This window comes from Sinorhizobium sp. P24N7 (genome assembly GCF_042436655.1).
Taxonomy (GTDB): Bacteria; Pseudomonadota; Alphaproteobacteria; order Rhizobiales; family Rhizobiaceae; genus Sinorhizobium; species Sinorhizobium meliloti_A.
This window is the reverse complement of record NZ_JBHMIW010000008.1, coordinates 129083-155144: the sequence shown is the minus strand read 5'-3', so window position 1 is coordinate 155144 and position 26062 is coordinate 129083. Positions and strand designations below refer to the sequence as shown.

Annotated in this window: 23 protein-coding genes and 1 tRNA gene; 14 read left to right on the top strand and 10 right to left on the bottom strand. The window is 62.2% G+C overall.

Annotated features, from left to right (window positions below):
- Nucleotides 1-299 precede the first annotated feature (299 nt).
- From ACFHWW_RS16105 to ACFHWW_RS16095, 3 genes are read left to right on the top strand one after another with little or no spacing between them, the layout of a single operon-like run.
- Entirely contained in the window at nt 300-1694 is a 1395-nt protein-coding gene (locus ACFHWW_RS16105; protein WP_018098310.1) for a circularly permuted type 2 ATP-grasp protein, read from the top strand.
- 4 nt (nt 1695-1698) lie between these two features.
- Nucleotides 1699-2640: an alpha-E domain-containing protein gene (locus tag ACFHWW_RS16100; protein ID WP_338281584.1), complete on the top strand. Its 942-nt coding sequence runs from the start codon at nt 1699-1701 to the stop codon at nt 2638-2640.
- A 16-nt stretch (nt 2641-2656) separates the two neighbouring features.
- Nucleotides 2657-3475: a transglutaminase family protein gene (locus tag ACFHWW_RS16095; RefSeq protein WP_102762470.1), complete on the top strand. Its 819-nt coding sequence runs from the start codon at nt 2657-2659 to the stop codon at nt 3473-3475.
- A 179-nt stretch (nt 3476-3654) separates the two neighbouring features.
- Here the strand turns inward: ACFHWW_RS16095 and ACFHWW_RS16090 are convergent, their stop codons facing one another.
- The 7 genes from ACFHWW_RS16090 to chvE all read right to left on the bottom strand — a co-directional run bounded on the left by ACFHWW_RS16090 (nt 3655) and on the right by chvE (nt 13002).
- Nucleotides 3655-4365 carry a hypothetical protein gene (locus tag ACFHWW_RS16090; protein WP_324763555.1) on the bottom strand — a complete coding sequence of 237 codons (711 nt, stop codon included), beginning with the start codon at nt 4363-4365 and terminating at the stop codon, nt 3655-3657.
- Between the two features lie 183 nt (nt 4366-4548).
- Nucleotides 4549-6288, bottom strand: coding sequence for an L-arabinonate dehydratase (gene araD, locus ACFHWW_RS16085; protein WP_379939214.1), 1740 nt, complete (start codon nt 6286-6288; stop codon nt 4549-4551).
- A 57-nt stretch (nt 6289-6345) separates the two neighbouring features.
- Entirely contained in the window at nt 6346-7779 is a 1434-nt protein-coding gene (locus tag ACFHWW_RS16080; RefSeq protein ID WP_379939212.1) for an aldehyde dehydrogenase family protein, read from the bottom strand.
- A 72-nt stretch (nt 7780-7851) separates the two neighbouring features.
- Nucleotides 7852-8847 carry an AraD1 family protein gene (gene araD1 / locus ACFHWW_RS16075; protein ID WP_379939210.1) on the bottom strand — a complete coding sequence of 332 codons (996 nt, stop codon included), beginning with the start codon at nt 8845-8847 and terminating at the stop codon, nt 7852-7854.
- A 146-nt stretch (nt 8848-8993) separates the two neighbouring features.
- Nucleotides 8994-10208 carry a multiple monosaccharide ABC transporter permease gene (gene mmsB / locus ACFHWW_RS16070; RefSeq protein ID WP_100670074.1) on the bottom strand — a complete coding sequence of 405 codons (1215 nt, stop codon included), beginning with the start codon at nt 10206-10208 and terminating at the stop codon, nt 8994-8996.
- Nucleotides 10208-11743: a multiple monosaccharide ABC transporter ATP-binding protein gene (mmsA, locus tag ACFHWW_RS16065; protein WP_100670073.1), complete on the bottom strand. Its 1536-nt coding sequence runs from the start codon at nt 11741-11743 to the stop codon at nt 10208-10210. The genes mmsB and mmsA overlap by 1 nt, the downstream gene beginning before the upstream one ends.
- A 191-nt stretch (nt 11744-11934) precedes the next feature.
- Nucleotides 11935-13002: a multiple monosaccharide ABC transporter substrate-binding protein gene (chvE, locus tag ACFHWW_RS16060; protein ID WP_100670072.1), complete on the bottom strand. Its 1068-nt coding sequence runs from the start codon at nt 13000-13002 to the stop codon at nt 11935-11937.
- Nucleotides 13003-13274: 272 nt separating this feature from the next.
- Here chvE and ACFHWW_RS16055 point away from each other — a divergent pair, with 272 nt between their 5' ends.
- Nucleotides 13275-14255 (top strand): LysR family transcriptional regulator, encoded by a 981-nt coding sequence (locus ACFHWW_RS16055; RefSeq protein WP_100670719.1) that lies wholly within the window; start codon nt 13275-13277, stop codon nt 14253-14255.
- A gap of 64 nt (nt 14256-14319) precedes the next feature.
- A complete protein-coding gene (locus ACFHWW_RS16050) occupies nt 14320-14772 on the top strand; it encodes a hypothetical protein (RefSeq protein ID WP_379939207.1) in 453 nt (150 codons plus the stop codon).
- A 3-nt stretch (nt 14773-14775) separates the two neighbouring features.
- On the opposite strand, the gene ACFHWW_RS16045 is transcribed toward ACFHWW_RS16050, so the two are convergent.
- Nucleotides 14776-15018 (bottom strand): hypothetical protein, encoded by a 243-nt coding sequence (locus ACFHWW_RS16045; protein WP_026168958.1) that lies wholly within the window; start codon nt 15016-15018, stop codon nt 14776-14778.
- 213 nt (nt 15019-15231) lie between these two features.
- Between ACFHWW_RS16045 and ACFHWW_RS16040 the strand changes: the two genes are divergently transcribed.
- From ACFHWW_RS16040 to iolG, 3 genes are all read left to right on the top strand, one after another.
- The gene (locus tag ACFHWW_RS16040) at nt 15232-15486 is read left to right on the top strand and encodes a type II toxin-antitoxin system Phd/YefM family antitoxin (protein WP_018098297.1); all 255 of its coding nucleotides are present in this window, start codon (nt 15232-15234) and stop codon (nt 15484-15486) included.
- The gene (locus ACFHWW_RS16035; protein ID WP_338281600.1) at nt 15486-15893 is read left to right on the top strand and encodes a type II toxin-antitoxin system VapC family toxin; all 408 of its coding nucleotides are present in this window, start codon (nt 15486-15488) and stop codon (nt 15891-15893) included. The genes ACFHWW_RS16040 and ACFHWW_RS16035 overlap by 1 nt, the downstream gene beginning before the upstream one ends.
- A gap of 277 nt (nt 15894-16170) precedes the next feature.
- The gene (iolG, locus tag ACFHWW_RS16030) at nt 16171-17163 is read left to right on the top strand and encodes an inositol 2-dehydrogenase (protein WP_379939204.1); all 993 of its coding nucleotides are present in this window, start codon (nt 16171-16173) and stop codon (nt 17161-17163) included.
- Between the two features lie 64 nt (nt 17164-17227).
- Here iolG and ACFHWW_RS16025 read toward each other — a convergent pair whose 3' ends face one another.
- Together ACFHWW_RS16025 and ACFHWW_RS16020 are read right to left on the bottom strand one after the other, a co-directional pair.
- Complete coding sequence (locus tag ACFHWW_RS16025; protein WP_379939202.1) at nt 17228-19591, bottom strand: EAL domain-containing protein; 2364 nt, start codon at nt 19589-19591, stop codon at nt 17228-17230.
- 119 nt (nt 19592-19710) lie between these two features.
- On the bottom strand, nt 19711-20922 hold the full coding sequence (locus tag ACFHWW_RS16020; protein WP_379939200.1) for an ROK family transcriptional regulator: 1212 nt from the start codon (nt 20920-20922) through the stop codon (nt 19711-19713).
- Nucleotides 20923-21308: 386 nt separating this feature from the next.
- On the opposite strand from ACFHWW_RS16020, the gene xylF reads away from it, so the two are divergent.
- From xylF to ACFHWW_RS15990, 6 genes are all read left to right on the top strand, one after another.
- Nucleotides 21309-22346 carry a D-xylose ABC transporter substrate-binding protein gene (gene xylF / locus ACFHWW_RS16015; protein ID WP_100670065.1) on the top strand — a complete coding sequence of 346 codons (1038 nt, stop codon included), beginning with the start codon at nt 21309-21311 and terminating at the stop codon, nt 22344-22346.
- A 115-nt stretch (nt 22347-22461) separates the two neighbouring features.
- On the top strand, nt 22462-23823 hold the full coding sequence (locus ACFHWW_RS16010; protein WP_080636707.1) for a sugar ABC transporter permease: 1362 nt from the start codon (nt 22462-22464) through the stop codon (nt 23821-23823).
- A gap of 14 nt (nt 23824-23837) precedes the next feature.
- Nucleotides 23838-24623 (top strand): ATP-binding cassette domain-containing protein, encoded by a 786-nt coding sequence (locus ACFHWW_RS16005; RefSeq protein WP_379939198.1) that lies wholly within the window; start codon nt 23838-23840, stop codon nt 24621-24623.
- Nucleotides 24624-24806: 183 nt separating this feature from the next.
- A tRNA-Arg gene (locus ACFHWW_RS16000) sits at nt 24807-24883 on the top strand.
- 347 nt (nt 24884-25230) lie between these two features.
- Complete coding sequence (locus tag ACFHWW_RS15995; RefSeq protein WP_379939196.1) at nt 25231-25602, top strand: hypothetical protein; 372 nt, start codon at nt 25231-25233, stop codon at nt 25600-25602.
- 156 nt (nt 25603-25758) lie between these two features.
- Nucleotides 25759-25980: a hypothetical protein gene (locus ACFHWW_RS15990; protein WP_275599285.1), complete on the top strand. Its 222-nt coding sequence runs from the start codon at nt 25759-25761 to the stop codon at nt 25978-25980.
- Nucleotides 25981-26062: the final 82 nt, after the last annotated feature.

The window sequence follows — 26062 nt, the reverse complement described above, 5'->3', positions numbered from 1 at the left end:
AAAGGAATTTTTCTGATCGATAGTATCAGCGAATCGGAACGGCCGCTCCACAACCTGCTGAACGCGTTTTCGCGAATCCTATGGGCCTAAAATCCGGGCATCAGCCTGTTTTTTCTGCGCAGCCCGAAGTCCAGGCTGTGCGTGCCGCTGCCCCGGTTCTCGCCAGGAAACGCGGAAAACGGCCGCGCCGCCGCCCGCCAAAATTCTTCGATCGCAAATGTGCACGCTTCTTGCATTGCACTCTGCGTTGTATTCAAATGGTCGAAAATAAGGGGATCACGCCTTTGGTATTTGACGAAATGATCAATGCGGACAGCAGTCCGCGCCAGCCATATTCGACCTATCATCAATGGTATGCCAGTCAGGACAGAAACCGGCTCATCGCGAAATCGAAGGAAGCCGAAAAGATTTTTCGTAAGACGGGCATCACCTTCGCAGTCTACGGACACGCGGACTCCTCCGAGAAACTGATCCCCTTCGATCTCATACCCCGCATCATCTCCGGGCGCGAATGGCGCCGGCTCGCCCAAGGCATCGAACAGCGCGTCATCGCGCTCAACGCCTTTCTCGACGACATCTATCACAAGCAGGAGATCATCCGCGCCGGGCGCATCCCGCGCGAACTGATCGAGAAGAACGACACCTTCCTTCCGCAGATGATCGGCTTCCGGCCGCCGGGCGGCGTCTACACCCACATCGTCGGTACCGACATCGTACGCACCGGCGAAGACCAGTACTATGTTCTGGAGGACAATGCCCGCACGCCCTCCGGCGTCAGCTACATGCTGGAAAACCGCGAAACCATGATGCAGATGTTTCCGGAGCTGTTTCACCAGAACCGCGTGCGGCCGGTGGAGAACTATCCCAATCTGCTTCGCCAGAGCCTTTCCTCGCTCGCCCCGGCCGGCTGCGAGGGCAAGCCGCGCGTTGCCGTCCTCACGCCCGGCATCTACAACTCGGCCTTCTACGAGCACGCGTTCCTAGCGGATATGATGGGCGTCGAACTGGTGGAGGGCTCGGACCTGCGCGTCATCGACGGCAGGGTAAAGATGCGCACGACGCGCGGCTACGAGGCGATCGACGTACTTTACCGGCGCGTCGACGACGATTTCCTCGACCCCCTCACCTTCCGCCCGGATTCCGCCCTCGGGATACCGGGGATCATGGATGTCTATCGCGCCGGCAACATCACCATCGCCAATGCCCCCGGCACCGGCATTTCCGACGACAAGGCGATCTATTCCTACATGCCGGAAATCGTCGAGTTCTATACCGGCCGCAAACCCCTGCTCGAGAACGTGCCCACCTGGCGCTGCTCGGAACCGGAGAGCCTCAAATACGTGCTCGAGCATCTCGCCGAACTCGTCGTCAAGGAGGTTCACGGCTCCGGCGGCTACGGCATGCTCGTCGGCCCGACCGCGACAAAAAAGGAATGTGCAGCCTTTGCCGAGAAGCTCAAATCCCGCCCCGGCAACTACATCGCCCAGCCGACATTGTCGCTCTCGACGGTGCCCATCATGGTCAAAAAGGGCATTGCGCCGCGCCACGTCGATCTGCGTCCCTATGTGCTCGTCTCCGACAAGGTTCAGATCATTCCGGGCGGCCTGACCCGCGTGGCCCTGAAAGAAGGCTCCCTGGTGGTGAATTCCAGCCAGGGCGGCGGGACCAAGGATACCTGGGTGCTGGAGGACTGAGGCCATGCTGGGAAGAACTGCGAACGGCCTCTACTGGATGTTCCGCTATATCGAGCGCGCGGAGAACAGCGCCCGCCTCATCGATGCCGGATTGCGCATGTCGCTCACGCGCAGCGAAGCGGCCGAGGACGACTGGGACGGGGTGCTGCAAAGCGCGGACGTGCGAGAGCTCTATGACCAGGTCCACGAAGGATTGACCAGCGGCGACGCGATCGACTTCCTCCTGCGTGACCGTGCCAACCCGTCAAGCGTGATGTCGTGCATCGAGGCCGGGCGCAACAACGCCCGCATGGTCCGAACGGCGCTCACGCGCGAGACATGGGAAGCGATCAACGAATGCTGGATCGAAATGAAGGGAATCCTCGCCAGGAGGGCGAAGACCACCGACATGCCGGAGATCATCGACACGATCAAGCGGCGGGCCGGGCTTATCCGGGGCGCCTTCCACGGCACGATGCTTAGGAACGAGATCTTCAACTTCTCTCGCATCGGCACCTTCATCGAGAGGGCCGACAACACCGCACGCATCCTCGACGTCAAATATTACGTGCTACTGCCGGCCGTCTCCGCGGTCGGATCGTCCATGGACAACGTCCAGTGGGAATCGATCCTGCGCTCGGTCTCCGCACACCGCTCCTATGGCTGGGTCTATGATGCCGAACTCAGGCCCGCAAATATTGCCGACTTCCTGATCGCAAACGGCCGCATGCCGCGCTCGCTGGCCTATTGCTACGACAAGCTCGTCTCCAATCTCGGTTATCTCGCGCGCGAATACGGCGAGCGGCACGCGGCCCACGAGACCGCCGAGCAGACGCTCGGCTTGCTGCGCAGCCAGTCGATCGCGGAAATCATGGATCAGGGGCTACACCAATATCTCAAGGAGTTCATCAGCCAGAACAATCGCCTCGGCCGGGAAATCTCAGATGGTTACCGGTTCTATCAATGAGCTCCAGGGGGCGTAGATGTATCTGAAAATCAGCCACACGACCGAGTATCATTACGACCAACCGGTACAATATGCATTGCAGCGACTGCGCCTCACGCCGGTAAATCTGCCGGGCCAGACGGTGCGGAACTGGAAGACGCTGGTGGACGGGGCAGCCATCGAAGTGAGCTATGACGACCAGTTCGGCAACCGCACGCATCTCGTCAGCGTCGACGCCGATCGAACGACCCTTTGCGTAGAGGCGAGAGGCGAAGTCGAAACGGAAGACCGGGCCGGCGTATTCGGCGCTCACCAGTCCTATGTACCGCTGTGGCTCTACGCCCGCGAAACCCCGCTGACCAAGCCGGGCAAGCGGATCCGCGAGCTCGCGAAAGCCGCCGGAGGCGCCACTGAACTCGAGCGCATGCACGCGCTTATGGCGATCATTCACGAGACCGTACGCTACGAACCGGGCGAGACCCAGGTCGGGACCTCCGCCGAGGAGGCGCTGGAGCGCGGCAAGGGCGTATGCCAGGATCATGCCCATATCCTGATCTCCGCCGCGCGCACCCTTGGCCTGCCGGCACGCTACGTCTCCGGCTATCTCATGATGGAGGATCATCCGCAGCAGACCGCAAGCCACGCCTGGGCCGACGTGCACATTGCCGGCCTTGGCTGGGTCGGGTTCGATCCCGCCAACAAGGTCTGCCCGGACGACCGCTATGTCCGTATCGCCTCGGGACTATGTTACCGCGATGCTTCGCCGGTGTCGGGACTGGTGCACGGTACAGGCACCGAGACCCTGAAGGTGGCCGTGACGGTCGAGCAGCAAGGACAGAGCCAAGCTCAGAATTGAAGCGGCCCTTAGAGCACTTCCGGGAGAAGTGTGTAACGGGTTTTCCGTCCGCAAGTGCGTCGATTAAAATGGGTAGAGCATTTCAGTGTTTCCATTGAAATGCTCTGTTGTGGAAGTACCTGGATCATTTCCCGTTTCATTGAAAGCGTGAAAGGATCCAGGTAGCCCTTCAGCTCCACTTACCGCGATGCAGTCGACTGCAGGATCCGGCAAAGAGCGACCAGTCCCCGGTCATAGCCGCCACTGACGACATCACGGCAGCGCTTCAGTACCGTGCGCCGCTCGTTGGGGGACATGGCGTTGAAAGCTGCGATCGGGGTCTGGCCGGGGGTGCCTATACCGCCCGCGCCCCCACCGGCACCCGGTCCGCCACCGCTGCCACCGCTGCCGCCGTTGCCGGGACCACCTCCGCCGCCCGCGCTGCCGCCGCCAAGACCGAGGCCAACATCCAATCCGGCTCCGCTTCCGCCGCCGGCATTCGCACTCACATTGGCGTTGAGACCGCGGCTGCCTCCGAGCGAAACGTCCGCATCGGCGTCGATGCCGTTGCCGCCGCCGACATTTGCGCTGACAGTGCTGTTGAGGCCGCGGCTGCCGCCCGCATTTGCATTGGCATTGGCGCTGATGCCGCGGCTGCCGCCGACGGATGCCGTGGCCGAAGTGTTGACCCCGCGCGATCCTCCGACGGACGCATCGACGTCGGCGCTGACACCTCTGGATCCGCCAAGCGATGCGCCGACATTGGCGTTGACGCCCCGCGAACCTCCGAGAGACACTCCGACGTTCAGGCCACCATTGCCTCCGACGCTTTGGGCAAAGCCGGGAGTACTGGGAATAAAGGTCAGACTCGTCATGAGACCGACAGAGAGAACGAAGGCTTTCTTCCGCATGTTCACTTCCTCTTGCAACGGAAAGCGATTGCCCGATTGAGGATAATTCCGAACACGCGAATAAGTTTCACGAACAGGCGGAAGGCGCACAACTTGTCGAGGCGGCGCAGTGTGCAGCCGCCCCGTCGGTGATGAGGTCGCGGCGGAGATTCGTACCCGAACGCTCCGCCGCGGTTCTTCGCATCAGTGGCTGTCGCGCTCGACCACCGATCCACGCGCGCCGACCAGGAAGTCCAGATCGGCGCCGGAATCCGCCTGCATCACGGTCTTGAGATAGAGACCGCCATAGCCGCCCGTGAGCGGTTTCACCGGCGATACCCAGGCCGCACGGCGTCGTGCAAGTTCCTCGTCGGAAACATGGAGATGGAGCGTGCGGTTCGGGATGTCGACCTCGATCATGTCGCCATTCTCGACCAGCGCCAGGGGTCCGCCTTCCGCAGCTTCCGGCGCGGTATGAAGGATGACGGTGCCGTAGGCCGTACCCGACATGCGCGCATCCGAAATGCGGATCATGTCGGTGATCCCCTTCTTCAATACCTTCGGCGGCAGGCCCATATTGCCGACCTCGGCCATGCCCGGATAGCCCTTGGGACCGCAATATTTCAGCACCATGATGCAGGTCTCGTCGATTTCGAGATCCTCACGGTTGATGCGTGCGTGATAGTCCTCGATGCTTTCGAATACGACGGCACGGCCCTTGTGCTGCATAAGGTGCGGCGAGGCGGCCGAAGGTTTCAGAACAGCACCGCGCGGCGCCAGATTGCCGCGCAGCACGGCGATGCCGCCCGATTTCGTCAGCGCCTTTTCCCGCGGCAGGATCACGTCCTCGTTGTAGTTCACGACGGCCTTGACGTCGTTCCAGATCGTGTCGCCGCTGACGGTGATGGCATCGTTGTGCAGGAGGCCCATCTCTGCGACCGCCTTGATCACGACCGGCAGACCGCCGGCATAATAGAACTCCTCCATCAGATATTTGCCGGAGGGCTGCAGGTTAACGATGGTCGGCACATCGCGGCCGAGCCTGTCCCAATCGTCCAGCGAAAGATCGACGCCGACACGGCCCGCAAGCGCGAGCAGATGCAGCACCGCATTGGTCGAGCCGCCGACGGCGCCGTTGACGCGGATCGCGTTCTCGAATGCCTCCTTGGTCAGGATGTCGGAGGGCTTCAGGTCCTCCTTGACCATTTCGACGATGCGGCGGCCGGTAAGCTGCGAAATCACCCGGCGGCGCGCATCGACCGCGGGAATGGCCGCATTGCCCGAAAGGGTCATGCCGAGCGCTTCGGCCATCGACGCCATGGTCGAGGCCGTGCCCATGGTCATACAGCTTCCCGCGGAACGGGCCATGCCCTGCTCGGCGTCCATGAACTCCTCCAGCGACATCTCGCCGGACTTCACCATCTCGGAAAACTGCCAGATCGCCGTGCCGGACCCGACGTCCTTGCCGCGCCACTTTCCATTGAGCATGGGACCGCCGGATACGACGATCGCCGGAATGTCCACGCTTGCCGCACCCATCAACAGGCTGGGCGTGGTCTTGTCGCAGCCGCCGAGCAGGACGACGCCATCGACCGGATTGCCGCGGATCGATTCCTCGACATCCATCGCCGCCAGGTTGCGGAACATCATCGCCGTCGGGCGCAACGTGCTTTCACCGGTCGAGAAGACCGGGAATTCCACCGGGAAGCCCCCCGCCTCGTAAACCCCGCGCTTCACACGCTCGGCGAGGTCGCGCAGATGCGCATTGCAGGGCGTGAGCTCGGACCAGGTGTTGCAGATGCCGATGATCGGCCGCCCGTCGAAGGTGTCGGCGGGAAGCCCCTGGTTCTTCATCCAGGAGCGATGCATGATGGCATTCTTGCCAGTACCGCCGAACCACTCCTGCGAACGGAGCTTGCGCGGCCACTCAGCTTTCTTCTTCATTTCTTCCTTCCTTGCGCCCTGCGCGGGCTGGACATGCCGGCTTTACGCCCGGTTTCTTCAGGCAAGCGTGTAGGCTGTCTTGACGTTGGTGTAGAACTCTGCGGCGTATTTGCCCTGCTCCCGCGGGCCGTAGGAGGAAGCCTTGCGGCCGCCGAACGGCACGTGGAAATCGACCCCCGCCGTCGGCAGGTTGACCATCACCATGCCGGCCTCGGCATTGCGCTTGAAGTGCGTCGCATGCTTCAGGCTGGTGGTGGCGATGCCCGAAGACAGGCCGAACGGCGTGTCGTTGGCAACAGTGAGCGCCTCGTCGTAATCCTTGACGCGAATGACGGCCGCGACCGGTCCGAAGATTTCCTCGCGCGAGATGCGCATCTGGTTGGTCGCCTCGGTGAACAGCGCCGGCTGCAGGTAGAAGCCGGGCGTGTCGCGCGAGATCACCTCGCCCCCGAAGGCGAGCTTGGCGCCTTCCTGCTTGCCGATGGCGATATAGTCGGTGTCCTGGTTGAGCTGGCTCTGATCGACCACCGGACCGATATGGGTGCCGGCCTTCAGCGCGTCGTCGACGACGAGACCCTTGATCCGCTCACCCATCTCGGCGACGAACCGGTCGTGAATGCCCTCGGTAACGATGATGCGTGAGGAGGCGGTGCAGCGCTGGCCGGTCGAGAAGAAGGCGGAGTTGACCGCCGCTTCGACGGCGACGGACAGATCGGCATCGTCGAGTACGACGAACGGGTTCTTGCCGCCCATCTCCAGCTGGTACTTGCGGTTATGTTCGACCGAGGCGACGGCCACCCGCTTCCCGGTGGCGGTCGAGCCGGTGAAGGTGATGGCGTTGACGTCGGGGCTGTCGAGCATTGCCTGGCCGACGACGGAACCCTTGCCCATGACGAGGTTCAGGACGCCCTTCGGCAGACCCGCGCGATGGAGGATATCGACGATCGCCCAAGAACAGCCCGGTACCAGCTCTGCCGGCTTGAAGACGACGGTGTTGCCGTAAGCCAGCGCCGGGGCGATCTTCCAGGCGGGAATGGCGATCGGGAAGTTCCAAGGCGTGATGATGCCGACGACGCCGACCGGGTCGCGGGTGATCTCGACGCCGATCCCCGGCCGGACCGACGGGACGACCTCACCCGCAAGACGCAGGGTTTCCCCGGCAAAGAACTCGAAGATCTGGCCGGCGCGCACCGTCTCTCCGATACCTTCGGCGAGCGTCTTGCCCTCTTCTCGCGAGAGAAGGCGCCCGAGCTCGTCCTTGCGCGCCAGGATCTCGTCGGCGGTCTTCTTCAGAATCGCATGGCGTTCGAGAATGCCGGAGCGCGACCAGGCGGGAAAGGCGGCCTTGGCCGCGGCGATCGCGGCTTTCGCGTCTTCGGCGCTGGCGCGGGCATATTCGCCGACGACATCATCGGTGTTCGACGGATTGATGTTCGCAACGCCGTCTCCGCCGACCCATTCGCCGGCGATCAGGTTCTGGTGAAGTGTCATGGGCTTCAGCCTCCTTGTCTTCTTGCCGCAAGCGGCCGCGGTCACTGCCTCGCGCTTGCCATTGGAGAAATGTCAGAGCTGGTGGACAGCGACCTCTTCCTCCGCCGCGATCGCCAGCGGATTGCGCAGTGGCAGGCCGAATTCCTTGGCTTCGATCTCGAATACGTCTCCCTCCTCCGTGCGGATGCCGTCGCCGAAAGAGAGCGTCGCCGTGCCGAACATGTGGACGTGGATGTCTCCCGGTGCGCGGAAGAGGCCGTACTTGAAATGGTGATATTCGAGATTGGCGAAACTGTGCGACATGTTCGCCTCACCGGAAAGGAAAGGCTTCTCCCACAGCACCTTGCCGCCCCGAAGGATGCGCGATGCCCCGCGAATATCCTCTGGAGCCGCGCCGATGCGGATTTCCGGCCCGAAGCTCGCCTGCCTGAGCTTCGAATGTGCGAGCCACAGATAATTGACCCGCTCGGTCTTGTGATCTGAGAACTCGTTGGCAACCGCAAAGCCGAGCCGGAAGGGTTCGCCCTTGTCGGAGATCACATAGATGCCGGCCATTTCGGGCTCTTCGCCGCCGTCCTCCGCAAAGGACGGAGACACGAGCGGCTCGCCGGGCGCCACAGCCGTGGTCCCGTTGCCCTTGTAGAACCATTCCGGCTGCACGCCCTTCTCACCGGACTTCGGCTTGCCGCCTTCGAGCCCCATGCGGAACATCTTCATCGAGTCGGTCAGCGTTTCCTCGGCGGCTTCCGTCGCCTTCTTGTGCATCGCGTCGCGGGTTGCAGCGGAGCCAAGATGCGTGAGCCCGGTCCCCGTCAGATGCAGATGGGCGGGATCGGGATGCGTGATCGGGGAAAGCAGCCGCCCCTGGGAATAGGCTTCCTCGAGATCGATCGTTTCGCCAAGGCCCTTGGCGTCGACGACGTCCCTGAGGCTCCTGCCGCTATTGGCCGCTTCCATCGCCAGAGCATAGACGCTCTCCGCTCCCCTGACGGCACGCGCCGCCTCGCCCGGGGCCCGCACGGCGACGATAACCGAACCGTCTTCTTTCCTGACCTGAGAAATCAGCACGTTCTGTCCTTCCTGATGAATTGGCTCCCACGATGCCTTCCCTTGCGGAAAAGCAACGCTTCGCCCGAGAGTGGCTTACGCCACCCGGTTACGGCAAACATGCCGCGTATTTCTGTTGCGATCATCGAGGGCCGAGCGGAAGCCGGTCAGCCCTTGCCCTTGTTCTTGTTGTAAACGTCGAAGAACACGGCTGCGAGCAGCACGAGGCCCTTGATCAATTGCTGGTAGTCGATGCCGATGCCCATGATGGACATGCCGTTGTTCATAACGCCCATGATGAAAGCGCCGATCACCGCGCCGGTGATCTTGCCGACGCCACCCGAGGCGGACGCCCCGCCGATGAAGCAGGCCGCGATCACGTCGAGCTCGAAGCCGACGCCGGCCTTCGGGGTCGCCGAATTCAGACGCGCGGTGATGATCATGCCGGCAAGCGCCGCGAGCGCGCCCATGTTCACGAAGGCGTAGAAGGTCAGCCGTTCGGTGTTGATGCCGGAGAGCTTGGTCGCCTTCTCGTTGCCACCCATCGCGTATATCCGGCGGCCGATCGTCGAGCGCGTGGTGACGAAGGTGTAGACGGCGATCAGCACGCCCATGACGACCAGGACGTTGGGCAGGCCCCGATAGGTCGAAAGCTGGAAGCCGAGGAACAGGGCCACCAGGCTGATGACCGCCATCTGGATCGCGAAGAAGGCGAACGGCTCGTTCTCCGTGCCGTGCTGGTCGTTGATCCGGCGGTTGCGAATCCCGGCAAAGACCGCATAGCCGACGAGCAACAGCACGGCGACCAGCGCGACCATGTTCTTGATCGTCTCCGGGCTCGGGTTGAGGAAATAAAGGAAGTCGGGAACGAATCCGGTCGAGAGAATCTGGAAGTCCTTCGGAAACGGTCCGATCGGGCGGCCGCCGAGGACCACATAGGTCATTCCCCGGAACACCAGCATGCCGGCGAGCGTGACGATGAAGGACGGGATCTTCTGATAGGCGACCCAGTAGCCCTGCGCCGCGCCCATGATGCCGCCGACGATCAGGCAGGCGGGAATGACCACGAAGGCAGGCAAGCCCCATTTGACGAGCATGATCGCGGAAATCGCGCCGATGAAGGCCACGATGGAGCCGACCGACAGATCGATGTGCCCGGCAACGATGATCAACAGCATGCCCAGCGCCATGATGACGATGAACGAGTTCTGCAGCACCAGGTTCGTGATGTTGACGGGCCTGAAGAGGACGCCGTTGGTGACGAACTGGAAGAACAGCATGATGATGACGAGCGCGACCAGCAGGCCATATTCGCGAATGTTGTTCCTGAGGTAGTCACCGATCGACGGTTTGGTGGTTTCGGTGCTCGTATCGGCGACCATTAGTGTTTCTCCCCTGAACGCATGATGGCGCGCATGATCGATTCCTGGCTTGCTTCCTCCTTGGAAAGCTCGGCCACCATGCGCCCCTCGTTCATGACATAGATGCGATCGCAGGTCCCGAGCAGCTCCGGCATCTCCGACGAGATCATCAGGATGCCTTTGCCCTCGGCCGCGAGCTGGTTGATGATGGTGTAGATCTCATACTTCGCGCCGATATCGATACCGCGCGTCGGCTCATCGAGTATGAGGACTTCGGGGTTGGTGAACAGCCACTTGGACAGGACGACCTTCTGCTGGTTCCCGCCGGAGAGGTTGACCGTCTCCTGATAGATCGAATGGGAACGGATGCGGAGCTTCGAGCGATACTCGGCGGCGACCTTGCGCTCCTTGCGCTCGTCGATGACGCCGTTCGATGCGACCGCGTGCAGGTTGGCGAGCGTGGTGTTGTGCATGATGTTGTTGATCAGCACGAGGCCGAGCTGCTTGCGGTCCTCCGTTACATAGGCAAGACCGGCCTTGATGGCCTTGGGAATCGTGCTCACGTCCACCGGCCGGCCATGCATCGTCACCTCGCCGGTGATCTTGTGGCCCCAGGACTTGCCGAAGAGGCTCATCGCCGTTTCGGTGCGTCCGGCACCCATCAGTCCGGCGATGCCGACGACCTCGCCGGCGCGGACCTTGAAGCTGACGTCGTGCAGAAACTGCCGGTCGCGGTGATGCTGATGATAGACGTTCCAGTTCTTCACCTCGAGCAGCGTGTCGCCGATCTTCGGTTCGCGCGGCGGATAGCGGTCTTCCATGGCCCGGCCGACCATGCCGTTGATGATCCGGTCCTCGCTGATGTCTTCCTTATGACAGTCGAGCGTCTCTACCGTTCCGCCGTCGCGCAGGATGGTGATCTGATCGGCAACCTTCTTAATCTCGTTGAGCTTGTGAGAGATGATGATCGACGTCATGCCCTGACTGCGGAACTCCATGAGCAGCTTCAAAAGCGCGTCGGAGTCGTTTTCGTTGAGGGATGCGGTCGGCTCGTCGAGGATCAGCAGGCGGACTTTCTTCGAAAGCGCCTTGGCAATCTCCACCAGCTGCTGCTTGCCGACGCCGATGTCGGTGATCAGCGTTGCGGGAGACTCGTTCAGGCCCACTTTCTTCAAGAGTTCCTGGGTGCGGGCAAAGGTCTGCGGCCAGTGAATGACGCCCTTTTCGGCCACCTCGTTGCCGAGAAAGATGTTCTCGGCGATCGAAAGCAGCGGAACGAGCGCCAGTTCCTGATGGATGATGATGATGCCGAGCTCTTCGCTGTCCGAGATCGTGCTGAACCGGCGAAGCTCGCCGTCGTAATGGATCTCGCCCTCATAGGTACCGGCCGGATAGACGCCGCTCAGCACCTTCATCAAGGTCGACTTGCCGGCGCCGTTTTCCCCGACAAGCGCGTGGATCTCGCCTTCGCGGACCTTGAACGAGACATTGTCCAGGGCCTTGACGCCCGGAAACGTCTTCGTGATGCCCCGCATTTCAAGAATGATATTGTCCATACTCAGCCATTCCAGCTGCAGTCGGAGAGACTGCAGGCGCTCTCCCGTGCTGCGCGGTTCTTTCGACCGGCTCCGATACGAAATAAAACCACGCGGCGGGCCAAAGTGCTACAGCGACATTGCGACGAGACGCATGCCGCCTGGATTAAGAGGGTGCGCGAGCGTGTCGCGCACCCTCCCGGTTCGCCGCATCAGTTGTTGAGCTGATCTTCCGTGTAGTAGCCGGAACCGACGAGAACCTCCTTGGCATTGGACTTGTCGACGGAAACGGGCTTCAGGAGGTAGGACGGAACGACCTTGACGCCGTTTTCGTAGGTCTTCGTGTCGTTGACCTCCGGCTCCTTGCCATCCATGATCGCGTTGACCATGTTGACGGTGACCTTGGCGAGTTCACGGGTGTCCTTGAAGACCGTGGAATACTGTTCGCCGGCGAGGATCGACTTGACCGACGGCAGTTCGGCGTCCTGACCGGTGACGATCGGCATCGGCATGTCGCCGGAGCCGTAACCGACGCCCTTCAGAGCCGAAATGATGCCGATCGACAGACCGTCATAGGGCGACAGAACGCCATCGACCTTCGCGTCCGTATAGGCGGACGACAGAAGATTTTCCATGCGGGCCTGGGCCACGGCGCCATCCCAGCGCAGCGTGCCGACCTGGTCCATGCCCATCTGACCGGACTTGACGACGATCTTGCCGCTGTCGATCAGAGGCTGCAGAACAGACATCGCGCCGTCGTAGAAGAAGAAGGCGTTGTTGTCGTCCGGCGAGCCGCCGAAAAGTTCGATGTTCTTCGGCTCGGTGGCACTGTCGAGTTTCAGGCCTTCGACGAGCGAGGTCGCCTGCAGCACGCCGACCTGGAAGTTGTCGAAGGTGGCGTAATAGTCGACATTGCCGGAATCGCGGATCAGGCGGTCATAGGCGATGACCTTGACGCCGGCATCGGCCGCCTTCTGCAGGATGTCGGAGAGCGTCGTGCCGTCGATGGCGCCAATGACGAGAACCTTCGCGCCCTTGGTCACCATGTTCTCGATTTGCGCCAACTGGTTCGGAATGTCATCGTCGGCGAACTGCAGGTCCGGCGTATAGCCGGCTTCCTTGAACAGCTTCTCCATGGTCTCGCCGTCGGAGATCCAGCGCGTCGACGTCTTGGTCGGCATGGAGATGCCGACCATGCCCTTTTCCTGGGCGACTGCCGGCGCGGCAAAGCCGGCGACCGTGATCGCCGCAGCCGCGAGAAGCGAAGTAAAGAATTTCATCAGATCTCTCCCTGAGTGTTGAACCGGCAGGCACGGGGCCTCCGTCTATGCGCAGCGACCACCGTCGCGAGCGTGACCCCCGGCGGTGGTTCAAGATAAAGGAAGCCCTCCCCGTCTTATCATACTCCCGCATGCGCTGGCGCATATGCTGGGAAACTGGAATCAATTGCCATAACTGTCAAATACAATATCGCTTTGCATGCATACCAAAATTGATATATCGCTTTAAAAGAGTGTGATTTTTGAAACTCTTGAAAACGGAACCCAATGCGATGCTCGATGGCAGGCAGAATGCAGCCGGGCTTACCGGAGAACTGCTGGAGACGGGGCTTTTCCGCTCCGGCTTGAAGATCAACCACTTGCGGCTCATCCTGGCGATCGATGACCATCGGCGCATCAGCGCCGCAGCCGACTCGCTTGGGATTTCGCAGCCGGCAGCCTCACGCATGCTCGCGGAGATCGAAGCGATCGTGAAGGCGCCGATATGCGAGCGCGTGGCGCGCGGCGTCGAACTGACCCGCTACGGCGAGGCCCTGGCACGCCGGGCCCGCACCATCTTCCTCGAGTTGCGCGAGGCTGCGCGCGAGATCAACGAGCTGAAGACCGGCAGCGGCGGGTCGGTTTCGCTCGGATCGGTCACCGGTCCGGGGCTCAATCTCGCAGTGCCGGCGATCCGCCAGGTGTCGACCGCCTATCCGGGCATCGAGATCAACGTTCAGATCGACAACAGCAACGTGCTGACGCGGGAGCTTCTGGCGGCGCGGCACGATTTCATCGTCGGGCGGATCCCCGACGACCTCAATCCGCGGCTGTTCAACCTGGTCGAAATCGGTTTCGAGGAGGTCTGCCTCATCGTCCGGGAGGGCCACCCGCTGTTGGACAAGGCGTCAGCCAGCGCCCACGACCTCCCGGGCTACGACTGGGTGTTCCAGCCGCCCGGTACACTGCTTCGACGCGCGGTCGAAGACAGTTTCGCTTCCGCCGGCGTCCGGCTTCCGGCTACGGTCATCAATACTTCATCGACCATCCTGACGCTGTCGATCGTGCGGAACACCAATGCGATCGCTCCCGTTGCGCTCGACGTCGCCAGGCTGGTCGCGGGCAACGGCACGGAAGCCGGCGAGATCCGGATTTTGCCGACCGAATTTGCGATCCGCATCAAACCCTATGGGCTGATCACCGCCGAAGGCCGGGCCCTCCCCCCGAGCGCAAAGCTGCTTTACGATCTGATCCTGAAGCAGAGCAGGGCGTGATCAGGTCCGCATAATCTTGATATCGCAAGCTCCGGCCAACTCAGTGCCTGCCCGGAGAGACTTGATGTTCGGCATGTCGGTATTCCACTCGGTGCTCGAGCGCCTCAAGGCCGAGCAGGACGACGGGCTGTCGGACGAGGCCAGCGACGGATGGCGGGGCACCGCCATCGGCGCGGCGCTGGGCTTCGTTGCCGAAAACGCGGCCCACACCTGGGCATCCCGCAGCGCGGTGGAGCAGGCCTATCGCGCAGTGGCGGCGGAGGAACGATCCGAACCGTTCTCCATGCCCGATCATCTGAAGCGCACAGGCCTTGCGGAGGTCGCCTCCGAGCTCTCGCTGGGCGAAACGGAAACGGCGCTGACGCTCGCCGCCAAGCGGAGGCGTTTCGCCGCGGCGAATCATCCCGACAGGCTGCCGGTGGAAGCGCGGCTCAATGCGACCTTGCGCATGAAGCTTGCTAACATGCTCATCGACGAGGCTTTGAGGCGGATCGAAGGGCGGAAGGTGACTGGATAAGCGTCAGTTCGTTCCGTCGGTGGTGTCGCCGGCGGCTTCGCCTTTGCTCTGGCTCTCCTCCTTCGGCCGGTAAAAGAGGAGAAGGGACGCGCCCGCATAGGCGGTCACGACCATAAAGATCGTCCCCCACATCACCTGCCCGCCGTAGAATTCCACCGCCGTCCACACGGCGCAGAACACGATGATCAGCAGCCGGATCCACAAGGGACGATAGAAGGGGTGATCCGGATCGATGAATTTGATCATCCTGGTTCCTCTGGGAGACTTTATATCGAATTCATCTACTGCACATTTCCGCAATGAGAGCAAATGCAGCAAAAGCGCGCAGAGGTCTGCCGTTCGCGGCGCAGAACGAAGCGGACGGTTTCCGCATTTCCGCTGCTCGCAACAGAGCGGCACTTCAAATCGTTGGCAAACAGGCTTATAAGCTAGACAGGCTAGCTAGGTTGGAGCAAAATAATGGATTGGCAGCTGCAGGACGCGAAGAACCACTTCTCGAAAGTGGTGCAGAAGGCGCGCAACGAAGGGCCGCAGATCGTCACGCTGCGTGGCGAGCGCACGGCCGTGGTGCTGTCCGCCCGCGACTATGACGCTCTGCGCGCCGGCCGGCCGACCCTGGTCGATGATCTGCTTGGCGGTCCCCCTTGGGACGATGAGCTCGCCGATGCCATCGAAGCGCGCGCCAAAACGCCGAGTCGCGGCGTGGCCTTCTGATGTATCTGGTTGACACCAACATCGTTTCGGAGGCGCGACGCGGCACGCCGCAGGCGCTGTCCTGGTTGCGTTCCGTCGATCCGCTCAGCATCCATCTGAGTGCACTGACCCTTGGCGAGATCATGCGCGGCATCGCACTGAAACAAAAGTCGGATCCGAAGGCTGCCGCTCACCTCACCGAATGGCTGCGCAAGCTGCGCCACGACCATGGCGACCGCATCCTTCCGGTGACCGACCAGATCGCCGTCGAATGGGGCCGCATCGCCACGATTCGGTCGCGTGGCGATATTGACGGGCTCCTCGCCGCGACCGCGATCGTCCACGATCTGATCCTCGTCACGCGCAACGTCAGGGATTTTGAAGACACGGGCGCGTCAGTGATCAATCCTTGGGAGACACCGGCGTGAGCGGCTCGGGGCCGCCCGCAACCGTCAGAAGCCGGTTTCTCCCGGCCGCGCCTCTTTCGCTCGATCAGGCCCGGGGTGAGGACTTGGGGCCGGACCGGTGAACCGACCGCGGTTGACACTTGACGGCGCCAAGCCAATTGGAATAAATATTCCGCATAGGCAATAATTGGCCGTTTCATTCCAGTTCCTCCGCGGATGGCCCGCGACGCCTTTGCGCGATGAGCGTCAATCATCGTGTGCCAACCCGGTCGCGCACCGGAATTCAAGGACGACAGTGATGACAGTGAGATTTGGTCTTCTGGGCGCCGGGCGTATCGGCAAGGTTCATGCGAAAGCCGTCAGCGGCAATGCCGATGCCCGCCTCGTCGCGGTGGCGGATGCCTTTCCGGCCGCCGCGGAAGCGATCGCCGGCGCCTATGGCTGCGAAGTCCGGACGATCGATGCGATCGAAGCCGCCGGCGACATCGACGCCGTGGTGATCTGCACGCCGACGGATACCCATGCCGATCTGATCGAGCGCTTCGCCCGTGCCGGCAAGGCAATCTTCTGCGAGAAGCCGATCGATCTCGACGTTCAGCGCGTCAGGGGCTGCCTGAAGGTCGTATCCGAGACCAAGGCCAAGCTGATGGTCGGCTTCAACCGTCGTTTCGACCCGCATTTCATGGCCGTACGCAGGGCGATCGACGACGGGCGCATCGGCGAGGTCGAGATGGTGACGATCACCTCGCGCGATCCCGGTGCACCGCCGGTCGACTACATCAAGCGTTCGGGCGGGATCTTCCGGGACATGACGATCCATGATTTCGACATGGCGCGTTTCCTGCTGGGCGAGGAGCCCGTTTCCGTCACCGCGACTGCGGCCGTGCTCGTCGACAAGGCGATCGGCGAAGCCGGCGACTATGACAGCGTCTCGGTCATCCTGCAGACGGCATCCGGCAAGCAGGCGATCATCTCGAACTCGCGCCGCGCCACCTATGGTTACGACCAGCGTATCGAGGTTCACGGCTCCAAGGGCGCCGTCGCTGCTGAAAACCAGCGCCCCGTTTCGATCGAGATCGCGACCGGCGAAGGCTACACGCGCCCGCCGCTGCACGATTTCTTCATGACGCGCTACACGGAAGCCTACGCCAACGAGATCGAAAGCTTCATCGCCGCAATAGAAAAAGGCGCCGAGATCGCCCCGTCGGGCAAGGACGGCCTTGCCGCGCTGGCGCTCGCCGATGCGGCGGTCCGCTCCGTTGAGGAAAAGCGCCAGATCAGCATCGCCTGACGACCTGCCGCCCTATTGAAAAGACAGGCCGGGCAGTGTCCGGCCTTTTTCGTCTCACCGCGCTTCAGGCTCCCATCCGATGCGGCACCGTGGAGGATGATGAGGCCGCGTCCACGCTCGGTGCCAGCCCGGGTCGGCCGGTCAGAAAGCCCTGGATATGCCGGCAACCCTCGTCGACGATGATCTGTCTCTGCCGCTCCGTTTCGACGCCTTCGGTGACGACCGGAAGGTTGAGGCTGTGGCCGAGCGCGATGATCGCGCGGATTATGGCATGGGCTGCCGGGTCCTTGTCGAGCGAGGCGGTGAAGCTGCAGTCGATCTTGAGCTTGTCGAATGGAAACGTCTGGAGATTGCTGAGCGAGGAGTGCCCGGTGCCGAAGTCGTCCATCACGATCCTGACGCCAAGGAGGCGCAGCCGGACGAGAGTTGCGAGGACGTCATCGCGGTTATGCATCAGCGCGGCTTCGGTGATTTCCAGTTCGAGCCGCCTCGGTTCCAGCCCAGTCCGCAGCAGAATGGATTCGATCCGGTCGAAAAGGTTCGGGAGGAGGAATTGCACCGGTGAGACATTGACCGAGACCGGCAGCGGCTGGTGCCAGCGCACCGCCTCCATGCAGGCCTCTTCCAGCACCCATTCGCCGATCTGAATGATCGAGCCGCTCTCTTCGGCAATCGGAATGAACACATTCGGGCCGACGAGACCGCGATCGGGATGGCGCCAGCGCAACAGCGCCTCGTAACCGACGATCCGGTCGTCCCGCACATCGACAAGCGGCTGATATTCGAGGAAGAGCTGCCGCCTGACGACCGCATGCCTCAAATCGTTCTCGATCTGCCGGCGCGTGCGCACGGCTTCGTCCATTTCGGCGTCGAAGAAGCAGGCGATGCCCTTGCCGGTCTGCTTCGCCCGATAAAGCGCCGTATCGGCATTGCCGTAGAGCCGCTCCGTGGTGGTGCCGTCGCCCGGACAGATCGCTACGCCGATGCTGACCCCCACCGCCATCGGATCGCGCCGCGTATCCATCTCTTCCGAAAAGAGCTTGAGGATACGGTCCGCCAAGTGTCGCGCGGCTTCCGGCTGCGCCGCTCCGCTCTGGACGATGGCGAACTCGTCGCCGCCCAGTCGCGCGATCGTGTCGGCCTCTCCTGCTGCCGCCCGGAGGATATCGGCCACCTTCCTGAGGATACGATCGCCTTCCCCGTGGCCGAAAATGTCGTTCACGGCCTTGAAGCGATCGAGGTCGAGACACAGGACCGCCAGCGCTTCATTGTGGTGGACGGCGGCGGCCAGGGCCTGTTTCAGGCGGCGGTCAAAGGAGCTTCGATTGGAAAGATCCGTCAGCGCATCGTGGTGAGCCAGGTGTTCGATCGTCCGTTCGGCATCCTTGCGCGCCGTCAGATCCCGCACGAAGATCACGTCGCATTGCCGGCCCTTGTATTCGATCGTTCGGCAAACCCGTTCGACGGGCACGTATCCGCCGTCCGCGTGAAGGAGCTCTCCCTCGCTTGCCCCCTCTCCGGCCCCAAGGTCTTGCGCGCTCCGTCTTCCGGGCGCATCGGCGAACAGCTCCCGCCGTTGCCTGCCGATGAGCTCGGCGGACTTTCGACCACAGAGAGTGACGAACCGTTCGTTGACTTCGATGACCTCGCCGCCGCGAAGGATCACCATGCCCTCCAGCGAGGCGTTGGCGAGCCCCTTGAGGTCCGTCAGGTGCCTGTCGACGAAGAGAGCGCCGAAGGCCGTAAGAATGAGCGTGGTTGATGCGGCGATGGCGCCCCCCGCGAGCCAGAACGGATCGAAGACGTCCGTTGCCGCGACGCTCGGGTCGGGGATCAGGACGACGCCGCTCATCGACGTGAAGTGCAGGGCGCATATCGCCACCACCAGGAGCAGGATGGATGCGGCGAGCCCGCGCACGCCGCGCAGTGCCTGGAACGAATGCAAGGCGAGCGCGGCGATCGACGTGCCGAGAAGAACGGCGGCGAAACTCGTTTCCGGATCGAATGCGACCCGTCCCTGCACCTCTATGGCACGCATGCCGGTCACGTGCATGGCGGCGATTCCGAGCCCGAGCAGCAAACCGCCCACGGCTGGAGCATGGCGGGAGCCTCCGGCCAGGCCGACCGAGAAGGCAATCCAGGACGCCGCGATCGCAACCGCGATGGAAAAGCTCGTGCCGCCGGCCCCGTAGGCGATGGGGATTCCCCCGTCATAGGCCAGCATCGCGATGAAATGCGTCGACCATACGCCGATGCCGCAGGCAAAGGCGCAGACTGCAATCCAGAGGCGCCGCTGACTGCCTGCGCTGCGCCGGGCGCGCTCGAGAAGCAGCATCGTCGCGACGCTGCCGGCCAGACAGACGACCGTCGCCACCACGATCAGGCGCCAGTCATGATCATCGCGTATGCATGCAATCACTGAAAACATCGCCGTCCCCCAAGCCGAAGACAGCTTGGCAACGAGACTCTAAATAACCGTAAATTGAAGACTGCGCAGCACTCGCGTCTGCCGGAACTCTGCGGTGCCGACCCGACAGACCCGCCGCCTCACGGATGTCCTGCTGCTGCAATGTCGCCGTCGATCGCGCCGAGCGCCCGATCGATATGACCGTCGAAAACGAGCCGCTGCTCGTCCGGGACCACCCTTATCTGCGGCATGCCCTGCAGGCGGACCTGCAGTGATTGCGCGAGGCCCTCCTCCAGTCCCTTCTCCAGAAGATCGAAATAGCGCGTGCCCGGCCCCGTCACGAAGATCGGCATCGGCTCATAGAGACTGAGCATCCGCGAAATGCCGTTGCCGAGCGCCAAGCCGGCCTGGCGGAAGGCATAGCCGGCCATCCGGTTTCCCTGGCGCGCGCTCGCGGCGATCTTGTCCATCTCCGAAGGCGGAACGAACTTCGCCGGTATGGTGTCGGAGGGCACCTCGAAAGCCGTGCGCAGTATCCCGTAGAAGCCCGCTGCCGCCTCGATGCAGCCATAGCTGCCGCAGCGGCAAAGCCCCGCGGACGGCTGATGCAGCATATGACCGAAATTCGGCGCCGAGACATCGAGCTCGCCGGACCTGCCCCTTCTGGCAAGCCCGAGGCCGATGCTGTGGCCGAGCGAAACGGCCGCAAGCGCATGGAAGCCGCTCTCGCTTTCCTCTTCTCTTACCGCGAGGGCGTGCGCCACCAGCAACGACTCGTTGCTGAGCATGATCCGCGCGCGCCAGGCGGGCCGGAGCAGTTCCACGAAGTCGAGTTGCTCGCTGCCGAAAACCGGCGACCAGATGAGCCGCGCGCCGTCGCCGGCCACGAGCCCCTTGCTGCTGATCGAAATGGCAAGCACCTCGTCCTTCGAGATATTCGAGCGGACGAGCAGGCGTTCGAGCGCTGCTGCCAGAACCTCCCCGAAAACGGCGGTGCCGCGGAGATCGTGGCTGCGCGGATCCTCGAAACGGTCGAGCAGGATGCCGCCATAATCCGCAAGCGAGTATTGCACGACGTCGGAGGAAATGCGCACCACGATCACGTAGCCGCAGCCGCGTCTCGGCTCGAAGAGAACCCGCGGGCGGCCGCGGCCGATCTGGACGTGCTGCTCGGTCTTGGCGATGATCCCGGACCGCTCCAACTCAGCGGTGATGACCGAGATCGTCGCCGAGGCAAGACCCGTCTGTGCCGCAATCTCCGTGTGGGAGAGTGATCCTTTACGGCGGAGCGCCGAGAGAACGAGGGCGCTGTTCTGCTGACGCACAAGCTCGGTGCTGGATTTGGTCAGCATCGTTTACCCTTGCAGCGCCGCGCGCCCGACGAGGCGCTCAAAGGGCGCTGTCGCTCTTTAGGGTGCCGCATGTTCAATCCCTGAACCTGCGCGATCAATTGAAACATGCATTAGCGGTAGCGGGTCCCTCGAAGACATGCCCTTCCCAAAACATCCGGCGGCCTACAAGACAAGGCGCATTTCCATGATTACGCAGCCATTTCAACGTGCTGCGGCAATGATTCACACGCTGCGGCGGCCTTGTTGACAGCTTGCGGAAACTCTGACATTTATTTTCTCGACTGTCGAGAAAAAACGCGGCGACGCGATAGCGACAGCATCTGGAGGCTCGTCGGGGATGCGTGCGGGAGGTTCGTGCGCGCGGCCGGGCCATTTGGGAGGATAGGATGAAATCCATTTTGAAGCTGTTGGCGGGGGCTGCCATCATAACGTCCATGCATTCCGCGGCGATCGCCAAGGATCTGGTCATCGGCGTTTCCTGGTCCAATTTCCAGGAAGAGCGCTGGAAGACCGACGAGGCAGCCATCAAGGCCGCGCTCGAAGCTTCCGGCGACAAATATATCTCGGCCGACGCGCAGTCTTCCGCCGCCAAGCAGCTCACCGACATCGAGTCGCTGATTGCCCAGGGCGCCAACGCGCTCATCGTGCTTGCCCAGGACTCCGACGCAATCGGCCCGGCGATCGAGAAGGCAGCCGCCGAGGGAATTCCGGTCGTCGGCTATGATCGCCTGATCGAAAATCCCGACGCCTTCTACATCACCTTCGACAACAAGGAAGTCGGCCGCCTGCAGGCGCGCGAGGTATTCAAGCAGAAGCCGGAAGGCAACTTCGTCTTCATCAAAGGCTCCTCCGCCGATCCGAATGCCGATTTCCTCTTCTCCGGGCAGCTGGAAGTCCTGAAGGAGGCGATCGACGCGGGCAAGATCAAAAACGTCGGCGAAGCCTATACCGACGGCTGGAAGCCGGAGAACGCCCAGAAGAACATGGAGCAGTTCCTGACCGCCAACGACAACAAGGTCGACGCGGTCGTGGCCTCCAACGACGGCACTGCCGGCGGCGCGATCGCGGCGCTCGACGCCCAGGGCCTTGCCGGCTCGGTCCCGGTTTCCGGCCAGGATGCCGACAAGGCCGCGCTGAACCGCGTGGCGCTCGGCACGCAGACGGTTTCGGTCTGGAAGGACTCCCGTGAGCTCGGCAAGAAGGCAGCCGAAATCGCCGTGGCGCTTGCCGGCGGCAAAACCATGGACGAAGTCGAAGGCGTACAGACCTTCAACGGCGGGCCGAAGGGCGTCGCCATGAAGTCCGTCTTTCTCGCGCCGCTGGCGATCACCAAGGACAATCTGAACGTCGTCATCGACGCCGGCTGGATTTCCAAGGAAGAAGCCTGCCAGGGCGCCAAGAGCGACGTTGCTGCCTGCAAATAACCGCAACGACATGGCCGATCTCTGATCTTCAAGAGCGCCGCAACGCACACCGTTGCGGCGCTCTTGCAAGGTGCGAAGCGGACCGAACGACATCGACAGATAAGTGGGGGATGGCATGGCCATGGCCGACATCACAAAAGCCAACCAGACAGGGGCCGATCAGATACCGGGCACGCAAGCCGGCCGCGCCCGCACGACGGACGAAAACCCGGTGAAACGCTTCTTCCGTGCCACCGAAATCGATACCCGCCTGCTCGGCATGGTCGGCGCGTTGGTCATCATATGGCTCGGTTTCCAGGTGATGACCGGCGGACTGTTCGACGGCCTGTTCCTCAAACCGCGCAACCTGTGGAACCTGACCGTCCAGACCTCGTCCGTCGCCGTCATGGCGACCGGCATGGTGCTGGTCATCGTCACCCGCAACATCGACCTCTCGGTCGGCTCGGTGCTCGGCTTCTGCGGCATGATCATGGGCGTCCTGCAGGCGCAGGTCCTGCCGCAATATCTCGGGCTCGGCCATCCCGCCATCTGGGCGATCACCCTTGCCTGCGGCATCGCGGTCGGCGGCGCCATCGGGGCGCTCCACGGATCGATCGTCGCCTTCCTCAACGTTCCCGCATTCATCGTGACGCTCGGCGGCCTGCTGGTCTGGCGCGGCGCCACCTGGTTCGTGACAAGCGGCCAGACGGTTGCCCCGATGGACGCCACCTTCCGTCTCATGGGCGGCGGCACCGAGGGCTCCATTGGCGCGACGGCCAGCTGGATCGTCGGCTTTCTCGCCTGTATCGCCATCGTCGGCGCCATTTTGAATTCGCGCAAGCAGCGCAAGCGCTTCGGCTTCCCGCTGCGCCCCGTCTGGGCCGAGTATTTCCTGGCAATCCTCGGCTGCGCTCTGGTGCTTGGCGCCGTGGCCGTGGCCAACCATTATTACTGGCCGGTGAATATCGCCCGCAGATATGCCGATGCGAACGGCATCGCCTGGCCGGACGGCGGCCTGCAGATCTCGCACGGCATCGCCATTCCCGTTCTGGTCGCGATCGTCGTCGGTATCGTCATGACCTTTATCGCCACCCGCCTTCGCTTCGGCCGTTACGTCTTCGCGCTCGGCGGCAACCCCGAAGCGGCTGAGCTCGCCGGCATCAAGACGCGCTGGGTCACCGTCAAGATCTTCACGCTGATGGGCGTGCTCTGCGCCATTGCGGCGGCCATCTCGACGGCGCGCCTGAACGCGGCGACCAATGCCCAGGGCGAACTCGACGAACTCTATACGATCGCTGCCGCCGTCATCGGCGGGACCTCGCTCGCCGGCGGCGTCGGCACCATTGCCGGCGCGATGATCGGCGCGCTCGTCATGCAATCCCTGCAGTCGGGCATGGTCCTTCTGGGCATCGATACGCCCTTCCAGCGGATCGTCGTCGGCGTCGTGCTCGTCACCGCCGTCTGGCTCGACACCGTCTATCGCGCCCGCGCAAAATAATCAGGAGTTCGAACATGACTGAACAACGCACTCCGCTCGTGGAAATGAAGAACATTTCCATCTCCTTCGGCGGCATCCATGCGGTGGACGATGCCTCCGTCGACCTCTATCCGGGCGAAGTGGTCGCCCTCCTCGGCCATAACGGCGCCGGCAAGTCGACGCTCATCAAGATTCTCTCCGGCGCCTACAAGCGCGATGCCGGCGAGATCCTGATCAACGGCGACCCGGCCGAGATCAACAATCCGCGCGACGCCAAGAAATACGGCATCGAGACGATCTACCAGACGCTCGCCGTCGCCGACAACGTCGACGCCGCCGCCAATCTCTATCTCGGCCGCGAACTGCGCACCCCCTGGGGCACGCTGGACGACGTGGCGATGGAAGCCAAGGCCCGCGAAGTGATGGGCCGGCTCAACCCCAACTTCCAGCGCTTCAAGGAACCGGTGAAGGCGCTCTCCGGCGGCCAGCGGCAATCGGTGGCGATCGCCCGCGCCATCCTCTTCGACGCCCGCATCCTGATCATGGACGAGCCGACCGCGGCACTCGGGCCGCAGGAAACCGCGCAGGTCGGCGAGCTCATCAAGCAATTGAAGCGCGAGGGCATCGGCATCTTCCTGATCAGCCACGACATCCACGACGTCTTCGACCTCGCCGATCGCGTCTCCGTCATGAAGAACGGTCAGGTCGTCGGCCACGCCCGCACCGAGGACGTGACCAAGGACGAGGTGCTCGGCATGATCATCATGGGCAAGGTACCCCCCAAGGCCATCCCCGGCCCCGGCGCCATGCAGATGGCGTGAGCAAGGTACAAACGCCGCCAATGCCGCGTCGACGGACGCGGCATTTTCTTCGTAAAAGCCGCCTCCCCCAGACACCAAACGCAAATTTCCGCTGCAAACCCCGTCAATCACCATTGAAGCGGCGCGCAAGCTAGGCTAAGAACCGCTCACAGCCTGCTTCGGCGGCCCTGCCGCCAAACGGATGCACCCGTAGCTCAGCTGGATAGAGTGTTGGATTCCGATTCCAAAGGTCACAGGTTCGAATCCTGTCGGGTGCGCCATTTCCATAGGAAAAATCCAATAAAATCAATGCGTTTCGCCCTTTAACTGGCATTTTGCTACCTTTTCCGCCTGTCGTTTGCTACTTTTTTGCCCCTTCAAAAGCGGCGAAACGGCAGCGCCTTGGAAAAACATTCCACCATTGCGTTTCTGCAAGAATAGAGAATTTGATTTTAGTTTCAAATTCCAAGTATATCTCCGCTTTTCAAAATACCTCACTCCGCGGGTGCGTAGTCGGCATACGCATCTCATTTCATCAGCATCACTATCGAAGCGGCATCGGTGCGGGATTACCCTGCAATGATGAGCCGGGGCATTGAGATCTTGGAGACGATCAAGAAACCCGACATTGCCGAAATTGCAGCTATCGGCGGTGCCATCGAACCGCCCCGCGCTCGACATGCTCCAACTGTTTGACATCTACGTTGATCTGTCCGGGGACAAGTTCCTTGGCTTGGACAAGCGGGCACGCGACAAGAAAGTGAACCGATACAAGGCAGCGGCTACCGATTTCGTCGCCATCATGGGTGAAATCGATGTCGTCCAGTTGGTTCCCAAGCAAGCATTCGAGTTCGCCGCAAATCTCACAAACCGCGTTGCAAACGAAGAAATCGAGCTTGAGACGGCACAGAAGAAGCTTCAGTCATCAACATGTTCGTCCGCAAGGTTTTTCGCTCGCACTACCCCACCAAAACCAATCCGTCGAAGATGCGAAGATTGAAAGCAATGGTGCTGTCGAGACCGGTAAGCGCCGCTCGTTCACCGAAGCTGAAGTCCTCGCGTTCAATGACAAGCTGGCAGAGTCGGACGCCAATGACCAGTTGGTCGCGATCCTTGCGATTTCCGAATGCACCGGGGCAAGCATGAAGAAATTTGCTTGCTCACGGAATCCGACTTCCACATAGATGGTGTGGACCATCCGTTCATCACTATCGGACCGAACAAACACCGTAAATTTGTGAAGACCGGAAAATCCAGACACCGAGATTTGCCGTTGCTCGGAAAGGCGCTTGAAGCCGCCAAGAAATACGCCAAGGCTTTCCCCGGTATGCCCGTCCCGGTGGTGCTGAAGCTCTTTCAGCGGCGGCAAACAAGCTAATCAAGCCTGTGGCACCGGGGGCAACCACCTACTCATTCCGCCACCGCATGGCGGACCTTCTGCGCAACTCCGGATGCGTGGA

What these genes read in the sequence shown, in the direction of transcription:
- ACFHWW_RS16105 (WP_018098310.1), top strand. Translation starts at nt 300, where the DNA reads ATGATCAATGCGGACAGCAGTCCGCGCCAGCCATATTCGACCTATCAT.
- ACFHWW_RS16100 (WP_338281584.1), top strand. Translation starts at nt 1,699, where the DNA reads ATGCTGGGAAGAACTGCGAACGGCCTCTACTGGATGTTCCGCTATATC.
- ACFHWW_RS16095 (WP_102762470.1), top strand. Translation starts at nt 2,657, where the DNA reads ATGTATCTGAAAATCAGCCACACGACCGAGTATCATTACGACCAACCG.
- ACFHWW_RS16090 (WP_324763555.1), bottom strand. Translation starts at nt 4,365, where the DNA reads ATGCGGAAGAAAGCCTTCGTTCTCTCTGTCGGTCTCATGACGAGTCTG.
- araD (WP_379939214.1), bottom strand. Translation starts at nt 6,288, where the DNA reads ATGAAGAAGAAAGCTGAGTGGCCGCGCAAGCTCCGTTCGCAGGAGTGG.
- ACFHWW_RS16080 (WP_379939212.1), bottom strand. Translation starts at nt 7,779, where the DNA reads ATGACACTTCACCAGAACCTGATCGCCGGCGAATGGGTCGGCGGAGAC.
- mmsB (WP_100670074.1), bottom strand. Translation starts at nt 10,208, where the DNA reads ATGGTCGCCGATACGAGCACCGAAACCACCAAACCGTCGATCGGTGAC.
- mmsA (WP_100670073.1), bottom strand. Translation starts at nt 11,743, where the DNA reads ATGGACAATATCATTCTTGAAATGCGGGGCATCACGAAGACGTTTCCG.
- chvE (WP_100670072.1), bottom strand. Translation starts at nt 13,002, where the DNA reads ATGAAATTCTTTACTTCGCTTCTCGCGGCTGCGGCGATCACGGTCGCC.
- ACFHWW_RS16055 (WP_100670719.1), top strand. Translation starts at nt 13,275, where the DNA reads ATGCTCGATGGCAGGCAGAATGCAGCCGGGCTTACCGGAGAACTGCTG.
- ACFHWW_RS16050 (WP_379939207.1), top strand. Translation starts at nt 14,320, where the DNA reads ATGTTCGGCATGTCGGTATTCCACTCGGTGCTCGAGCGCCTCAAGGCC.
- ACFHWW_RS16045 (WP_026168958.1), bottom strand. Translation starts at nt 15,018, where the DNA reads ATGATCAAATTCATCGATCCGGATCACCCCTTCTATCGTCCCTTGTGG.
- ACFHWW_RS16040 (WP_018098297.1), top strand. Translation starts at nt 15,232, where the DNA reads ATGGATTGGCAGCTGCAGGACGCGAAGAACCACTTCTCGAAAGTGGTG.
- ACFHWW_RS16035 (WP_338281600.1), top strand. Translation starts at nt 15,486, where the DNA reads ATGTATCTGGTTGACACCAACATCGTTTCGGAGGCGCGACGCGGCACG.
- iolG (WP_379939204.1), top strand. Translation starts at nt 16,171, where the DNA reads ATGACAGTGAGATTTGGTCTTCTGGGCGCCGGGCGTATCGGCAAGGTT.
- ACFHWW_RS16025 (WP_379939202.1), bottom strand. Translation starts at nt 19,591, where the DNA reads ATGTTTTCAGTGATTGCATGCATACGCGATGATCATGACTGGCGCCTG.
- ACFHWW_RS16020 (WP_379939200.1), bottom strand. Translation starts at nt 20,922, where the DNA reads ATGCTGACCAAATCCAGCACCGAGCTTGTGCGTCAGCAGAACAGCGCC.
- xylF (WP_100670065.1), top strand. Translation starts at nt 21,309, where the DNA reads ATGAAATCCATTTTGAAGCTGTTGGCGGGGGCTGCCATCATAACGTCC.
- ACFHWW_RS16010 (WP_080636707.1), top strand. Translation starts at nt 22,462, where the DNA reads ATGGCCATGGCCGACATCACAAAAGCCAACCAGACAGGGGCCGATCAG.
- ACFHWW_RS16005 (WP_379939198.1), top strand. Translation starts at nt 23,838, where the DNA reads ATGACTGAACAACGCACTCCGCTCGTGGAAATGAAGAACATTTCCATC.